At 71.8% G+C, this 6,663-nt stretch carries 7 protein-coding genes and 1 pseudogene; 4 read left to right on the top strand and 4 right to left on the bottom strand.

The window, feature by feature from the left end:
* The 3 genes from ACFFNX_RS37900 to ACFFNX_RS37890 form a co-directional block, all read right to left on the bottom strand.
* Positions 1–971 (bottom strand): serine/threonine-protein kinase (locus ACFFNX_RS37900; RefSeq protein ID WP_378210893.1); only part of this gene is annotated, 971 nt, incomplete at its 3' end.
* Between the two features lie 198 nt (positions 972–1,169).
* Positions 1,170–1,793 carry a hypothetical protein gene (locus ACFFNX_RS37895; protein ID WP_378210892.1) on the bottom strand — a complete coding sequence of 208 codons (624 nt, stop codon included), beginning with the start codon at positions 1,791–1,793 and terminating at the stop codon, positions 1,170–1,172.
* A 404-nt stretch (positions 1,794–2,197) separates the two neighbouring features.
* The gene (locus ACFFNX_RS37890) at positions 2,198–2,986 is read right to left on the bottom strand and encodes an SDR family NAD(P)-dependent oxidoreductase (RefSeq protein WP_378210891.1); all 789 of its coding nucleotides are present in this window, start codon (positions 2,984–2,986) and stop codon (positions 2,198–2,200) included.
* 422 nt (positions 2,987–3,408) lie between these two features.
* Here ACFFNX_RS37890 and ACFFNX_RS37885 point away from each other — a divergent pair, with 422 nt between their 5' ends.
* Positions 3,409–3,813, top strand: a complete 405-nt coding sequence (locus ACFFNX_RS37885; protein ID WP_378210890.1) for a hypothetical protein — start codon at positions 3,409–3,411, stop codon at positions 3,811–3,813.
* A gap of 91 nt (positions 3,814–3,904) precedes the next feature.
* On the opposite strand, the gene ACFFNX_RS37880 is transcribed toward ACFFNX_RS37885, so the two are convergent.
* Positions 3,905–4,507, bottom strand: coding sequence for a TetR/AcrR family transcriptional regulator (locus tag ACFFNX_RS37880; protein ID WP_378210889.1), 603 nt, complete (start codon positions 4,505–4,507; stop codon positions 3,905–3,907).
* Positions 4,508–4,560: 53 nt separating this feature from the next.
* Between ACFFNX_RS37880 and ACFFNX_RS37875 the strand changes: the two genes are divergently transcribed.
* The 3 genes and pseudogenes from ACFFNX_RS37875 to ACFFNX_RS37865 form a co-directional block, all read left to right on the top strand.
* Complete coding sequence (locus ACFFNX_RS37875) at positions 4,561–5,454, top strand: SDR family oxidoreductase (protein WP_378210888.1); 894 nt, start codon at positions 4,561–4,563, stop codon at positions 5,452–5,454.
* Between the two features lie 78 nt (positions 5,455–5,532).
* Positions 5,533–6,357: a patatin-like phospholipase family protein gene (locus ACFFNX_RS37870; protein ID WP_378210887.1), complete on the top strand. Its 825-nt coding sequence runs from the start codon at positions 5,533–5,535 to the stop codon at positions 6,355–6,357.
* Positions 6,358–6,375: 18 nt separating this feature from the next.
* Positions 6,376–6,663 (top strand): annotated as a pseudogene (locus tag ACFFNX_RS37865) (1-acyl-sn-glycerol-3-phosphate acyltransferase); the annotation flags it as partial.

The raw sequence follows: 6,663 nt of genomic DNA, 5'->3' as shown, positions 1-6,663 counted from the left end.
GGCACACCGGGCACGCCGGGCACGCCGGGCACGTCGGGCATGTCGGGTGCGCCGGGTCCGGTCGGCGGGCCGGAGAGCGGCACCGGCGCCTGCCAGGCCGTCAGCGTGCCCAGCACCGCGGCCTCACCGCTCTCGCCGGTCTCACCGCCGACCAGCGCCAGCAGCAGATCCTGTGCGGTCGGCCGGTTGCGCGGGTCCTTGTCCAGCGCCGCCCGTACGAGCCGGTCCAGGGGAGCGGGCAGGTCGCCGATCTGCGGGTCGCCGTGCAGCAGCCGGGCCGACATGACCGAGAAGTCGCCGGTGCCGAAGGGGTTGACGCCGGTGCGGGCGAACGCGACGAGGCATCCCCACGAGAAGACGTCGGCCGCGGTCGTCACCTGCTGCCGCAGGATGCGCTCCGGCGCCATCCAGCCCGGACTGCCGACGAGCTGGCCCGTCATCGTGAGCCCGGAGGCGGCGTCGAGCGCCTGCGCGATGCCGAAGTCGATGACGCGGGGCCCGGAGAAGGACAGCATGACGTTCGCGGGCTTGAGGTCGCGGTGGATCAGCCCGGCCGCGTGGATGGCGACCAGCGCGGCGGCCACCCCGACCGCCACACCGTGCAGCATGCCGGGAGACAGCTCGCCGTTCTGCTTGACGTAGTCCTTGAGCGAGATCCCGTCGATGTACTCCGTCACCATGTACGCGAGGCCGCCGGACTCGCCGTGGTCGAGCACCTGGGCGGTGCAGAACGAGGCGACCCGCCGGGCGTTGGTCACCTCGTCCTGGAAGCGCGCGACGAACCCGGCGTCCTGCGCCAGCTCCGGGCGTACGACCTTGACCGCCACCTGGCGCCCGTCCGGGCCGCGCCCGAGGTAGACGGCGCCCATGCCGCCTTCGCCGATCCGGGCGAGCAGCGTGTACGGACCCACCCGCTCGGGATCGCCGGGCCGCAACGGTGTCCTCGCGCCCGCACGTCGTTGACCGTCCACCGCAGCTCATCTCTTCGCGCCGAGTTATGACCGTACTCCGCGGAACGCCGGTCCGGACATGCCGGAAAACCCGGATCTGTTTCTGCGGTACGTCTCTCTTCGACGCTCGGAACGCCGCGATCGATCGGCCGGATGCCCACCGGTCTCGCGGACGACCAGGGCCCGGCCCACGGACGGGGGCCGGGCCCTGGTGGGGCATCACGCGAGCGGGCCCCTCCAACCGGGCTGGTACGGCGCGACGGGACGTGCCCAGCCCGCGTACGGCGGCACGATCGGGCCGCTCCAGCCGGGCTGGTACGACGGCAGGACCGCCAGGGTCTCGGCCACCGGACGGTCGTTCGGCATGCAGCGGGCCGTCACCGTGCCGATGGCCGGGCTGCTCGTGGTGATCTTGAGGCGGCCGACGCTGAGCAGGTGAGTGCCGCTGACGGCCGGCGTCCAGTCGCCGGTGAGGTCACCGCGGATCGGCTCGCCCACCGGCACGTAACCGCCGGAACCGGCCACGCGGAACGCGGTGTTCTCCGCACCGCCGACGTTGATCCACGCCGAGGCGGTCCACGAGCCGATGGGCACCGGGGCGTTGACGGCGAGCCGCGAGAGGTGCAGCCGGACGCCGGTCGGCCGGGTGACCGCCGTCTGGCCCGGTGAGGAGAGCCAGCCGTCGAGGACGACGGCCGTCGATCCCAGCATCGGGACGTCGCAGGAGTAGACCGTGGAAAAGCCGCCCGCGTACGCGGGCGCCTGCGCGGCGACGAGAGTGAGGCCGCCGCCGGTCGCGAGCGCGGCGGCCGTGACCGCGTATCCGGCCAGAGACTTGATCATGAAAGGGTCCTCCGAGTTCTGGTGTTCGGAGAGACGTCATCACGCGCGTCCGGCCTGCGTGGAGACCCGGACGCGCGTTTTTGCCACCGCTGGTGAGGATCAGTACCGGGCACAGATCAAGCCGTGAGACGGCCGGACGACCGTTGCCGGATCCACGCGCGAATCGCCCAGGATGCGCGGCGACGTCGCTGCCGGGCCTCATGCGCCATCGGTCCGAGGGGGCCCGGCTCGGCACCGCGCCGCTCTGCCGCTCGGCGAGGGCGCGGTGGCCGATCCCGGCGCCGGAGTGCGCGTTCACCGGCCGTTCCGTGCCCGGAACTCTCCCTCCGCGGAGCGCGCCCGCCACGACGGTCACCCCGGTCTTCCGCGGGAGCGCGTCGACGGCCGCGTACGCCCCGGGCCGCTCAGGGCAGGATGCCGTCCACGTAGCCGCCGTCCACCCGGAGGGCACCGCCCGTCGTGGCCGAGGCGTTCTCCGAGCTGAGGTACACGACCATGTCGGCGATCTCTTCCGGCTCGATGAAGCGCTGGATCAGGGAGTTCGGCCGGTGCTCGGCCATGAAGCGCCGCTGCGCCTCGTCCCACGGCAGGTCGGCGCCCACGAGCTCGGCGACGAAGTCCTCCACGCCCTCCGTGTGCGTCGGCCCGGCGATGACGGCGTTGACGGTGACCCCGGTGCCCTTGGCGGCCTTCGCGTACCCGCGTGACACCGCCAGCAGCGCCGTTTTCGTCATGCCGTAGTGCACCATCTCGTCCGGGATGACGATCGCCGAGTCGCTCGCGATGAACTGCACGCGCCCCCAGCCCTGCTCGGTCATCTTCGGCAGGTAGTGGCGCGTGAGCCGAACGCCGGACAGGACGTTGACCTCGAAGTAGCGCCGCCACTCGTCGTCGTCGATCTCGAGTACGGGCCGTGGCCCGAAGATGCCGAGGTTGTTGACGAGGATGTCGACCTTGGGGAGTTCGTCGAACAGCCGGGCCGCGCCCTCGGCGGACGCCAGGTCCGCGGCGATGCCCCGGATGGGGCCCGCGTTGCCGGCGAGGTCGCGTACGGTCGCGGCCACCTGATCGGCGTTCCGGCCGTTGACCACCACGGCGGCACCGGCACGGCCCAGCCGGGCGGCGATGGCCCGGCCGATCCCCTTGGTCGACCCACTGACGAGGGCGGTGCGTCCGCTCAGATCGATGTCCATAGAGTTCCTCCGTACCCAGCGAACGGTGAGCGATCGCCTACTCCGCGAACCCGGGCACACGAGGCCCGCCTCCCGGACGCGCTCACGCGGCGATGGCGCGGCACCTCGGCCTGTGTCGCCGCGCCGTGACCGCCGGTCGGGTGGGCAAAAGGTCGCGTCGGAGGCCCTTCGCGTGGCCGCGGAGTGATCAATTCAGTGTGACCGGCCGGTATTCGGCTCGATGGATTTCGCATTTCCGCAGGTCAGTCCTTTCTGAAGGGCATGGATTCACCGGTCCTGAGACCTAACCCGAAAGTGATGGGACGAACACGTAGAGTGATGCATGATGTTTCCAAGCCGAAGGAGGCGAACGAAAGATCTTGACACGGCATTACGGCGGGCGGCGGTAGCCCGTCGCCGGCCCCCGAAAGGAGTCGAGTTCAGTGCAAAGAACACCGATACGAATCGCCGGGGCGTGCGCTCTCGCCGCGACGCTGGCAACGTCCGCGGCCGCGTGCGGCAACGACGACAAGAAAGCCGCTTGCGACAAGCTTCAGGACACGATTTCGCAGGTGAGCCAGAGTGGCATTTCCCAGAACAATGATCCGAACGGGCTGGCTCGCACTTACTACAACAGCGCCACCGCGATGAGGCAGGAAGGGCGGGACTCCGGCGACAGCGATGTCGAGAGCGCGGCCAACGACGCCGCCTCCGCGCTCGAGCAGCTCAGCCAGCAGCTGACGGCGACGGACCGGGGCGACCGTGGCGGACCGCAGTACCAGTACCCCAACACCGGTACCAGCCTCATGAGTGCCGGCGATCGGATCAGGTCCGCCTGCGACCACTGAAGGCGGACGCCGGATCGGACGGCACCCCTGAGCCCGCTTCCCCGGTCGACGGGGGAGCGGGCCGGTTCCGCGGGGCGGCGGGGCCCTGCGGTCACGCCGGCGCGTCTCGCATCGCCGCCAGCAGCAGCCGGGTGACCTGGTCCAGTGTCGCGCCGGGGGAGTGCGCGTCCGGGTCGAGCGCCGTGTGCAGCACGAAGCCGTCGCCGGCCGCGACGATGAGGGCGGCCATCGCCTCCGGTTCCACCCACGAGGCGATGAGCCCGGCGTCGCGCAGCTCGCCGATGCTCGCGGCGAGGGCCTCCCGCAGCTCGGCCAGCAGCGCCACGATCGGGGCGCGGACCGCCTCGTCGCGTGTCGCGGTCGCCAGCGCCTCCAGGTAGGCCGGGACGTGCTCGTGCGCCTCGTCGAGCGCCTCCCGCAACGTCGTGACCGTGGCGAACAGGCCGCCCAGCGGGTCGCCCGCGATGCCGGTCAGCGCCGTACGCGCGGGCTCGATCCAGGTACGCACGGCGTCGACCAGGGCCTGGGCGACCAGCTCGTCCTTGGAGCCGAAGTGGTACGTGATCGCCTGGAGGTTCACCCCGGCCGTGGCGGCGATCTCCCGTGAGGTCGTCCGCGCGACGCCTTCGCGGCCGAGCACCTCCAGCGTGGCCCGCAGCAGGCGGGCGCGCGTGGTCGCCTGGCGTTCACTCATACGTATGTATGATTTCCATGGACGCGACTCCTGCGGTGAGAAAGGGTGACGTCATGCCGACCGACCTTGTGACCGGGGCGTACGGGTACACCGGAACCTATCTCAGACGGAGCCTGGAGAGCGCGGGCCACACGGTCCGTACGCTGACGGGCCACGCACCGGCCGACGCGGACATCGCGGTGTTCCCCTACCGCTTCGACGACCCGGGCGCGCTCGACGATGCGTTCGCGGGCGTCACCACCTTCTACAACACGTACTGGGCGCGGTACGCGCCGGGCGGCACCAGCCATCGGCAGGCCGTCGCCAACACGGCCGCGCTGCTGGCGGCCGCCGTACGGATGGGCGTCGAGCGGGTCGTCCACCTCAGCATCACCAACCCGGACGCCGACTCCTTCTACGCCTACTACCGCGGCAAGGCCGAGGTGGAGGACCTCATCGCCGGCAGCGGCATGACGTACGCCGTCGTCCGGCCGGGCGTCATCTTCGGTGGAGCGGACATCCTGCTCAACAACATCGCCTGGCTGCTGCGCCGGTTCGGCGTGTTCGGCATCCCGGGTGACGGCCGCTACCGGCTGCGCCCGGTGTACGTCGAGGACCTCGCCGAGCTGTGCGTCCGGCTCGGGGCGGGGGAGAACGACACGGTGGTGGACGCGGTCGGGCCCGAGTGGTTCACCTTCGAGGACCTGGTCGGCACCATCGCCGGCGCGATCGGCCGGCGGTTCCGGCCCGTTCATCTCCCGCCGGCGGCCGTCGCCCTGCTCCTGCGCGGACTGTCGCTGCTGACCAGGGACGTCGTGCTGACCCGCGACGAGATCGACGGGCTGATGGCCGAACTCGTCATGGTCGAGGGCGAGGCCACCTGCCCGACCCCGCTGACGGGCTACCTGCACGAGAACGCCGATCGGATCGGCCGCGACTACCACTCCGAGCTGGCCCGGCGAGGGTGAGCCGGGCCGGGCGAGCCGGTGAGTGATCGTCCCGATTGGGTAAGAGGAGCAAGCTGCGGTCGTTCGACGGGAGACGATGTGGAAAGTCCTAAAACGGCGTTCGTGCTGGGCGGCGGTGGCCTGCTCGGCGCCCATGAGGTGGGCATGTTGCGCGCGCTCGGCGAGGCGGGCATCCGGCCCGACCTCGTCGTCGGCACCTCGGTGGGCGCGTTCAACGGGGCGTTCGTGGCCGCCGACCCGGCGGGTGCGGCCGAGATGCTGACCACCGCGTGGCAGGGCGACGGCGCCGGCTCGGTCTTCTCCGGCTCCTTTCTCACCCGCGTGTCGACGCTCATCCGGTCCGGCACTCACCTGCACTCCACGAGCCTCCTGGCCACGGCGCTCGACACGCTCATCTCGGTCGACCGGATCGAGGACCTGGCGGTGCCGTTCCACTGCGTGGCGGCCAACATCGAGCGGGCCGAGGCCCGGTGGTTCACCAAGGGACCGCTGGTTCCCGCGGTGCTCGCGTCCTGTGCGGTGCCCGGCGTCCTTCCGCCGGTGCGGATCGGGGACGAGCACTTCTACGACGGCGGGCTCGTGCACAGCATCCCGATCGGCCGCGCGCTGCGGCAGGGCGCCCGGACGATCTACGTCCTGCAGGTCGGCCGCATCGAGACCCCGCTCACCAGGCCGAGCCGGCCCTGGCAGGTCGGCCTGGTCGCCTTCGAGATCGCGCGGCGGCACCGGTTCGCCGAGGAGCTGGCGGAGCTGCCCGACGACGTGACCGTCCACGTGCTGCCCACCGGGGCGACCGGGGAGGGCGGCGGGCTCTCGCAGCTGCGCTACCGCGACGCCTCGCGGGTCGCGGCGAACATCGAGCGGGCGTACCGCGCGACCAGCGCGTATCTCGCGGGTGACTGAGCGGCGGAGCGCGGACTCGTGATCCCGCCACGGTTCGTCCGGCGACTGGTCCTCATTCCGCTGCTGGTGGTGGTCACGGCCGTCGCCGTCGCGGTGGGCCCGCCGCTCCTGCTCCTCGGCCTGGTGGCCTCGCGCGGCCGCCGGCGCGTCGCGCGGGTGACGGTCGTCGCGGTGTCGTGGCCGGTGATGGAGTGCGTCGTGCTCTGCGCCGCCCTCGCGCTGTGGTCGGCCGGCGGCGACGCCGAGACCGCGCGCGAGCGGCACTACGCGCTGTGCGGCTGGTTCCTCGGCCGGATGTACGGCGTC

This window comes from Actinoallomurus acaciae, assembly GCF_042429965.1.
GTDB classification, from domain to species: Bacteria; Actinomycetota; Actinomycetes; order Streptosporangiales; family Streptosporangiaceae; genus Actinoallomurus; species Actinoallomurus acaciae.
The sequence above is the reverse complement of the archived record's forward strand: the minus strand, read 5'-3'. Positions and strand labels throughout refer to the sequence as shown.

What these genes read in the sequence shown, in the direction of transcription:
- ACFFNX_RS37895 (WP_378210892.1), bottom strand. Translation starts at nt 1,793, where the DNA reads ATGATCAAGTCTCTGGCCGGATACGCGGTCACGGCCGCCGCGCTCGCG.
- ACFFNX_RS37890 (WP_378210891.1), bottom strand. Translation starts at nt 2,986, where the DNA reads ATGGACATCGATCTGAGCGGACGCACCGCCCTCGTCAGTGGGTCGACC.
- ACFFNX_RS37880 (WP_378210889.1), bottom strand. Translation starts at nt 4,507, where the DNA reads ATGAGTGAACGCCAGGCGACCACGCGCGCCCGCCTGCTGCGGGCCACG.
- ACFFNX_RS37875 (WP_378210888.1), top strand. Translation starts at nt 4,561, where the DNA reads ATGCCGACCGACCTTGTGACCGGGGCGTACGGGTACACCGGAACCTAT.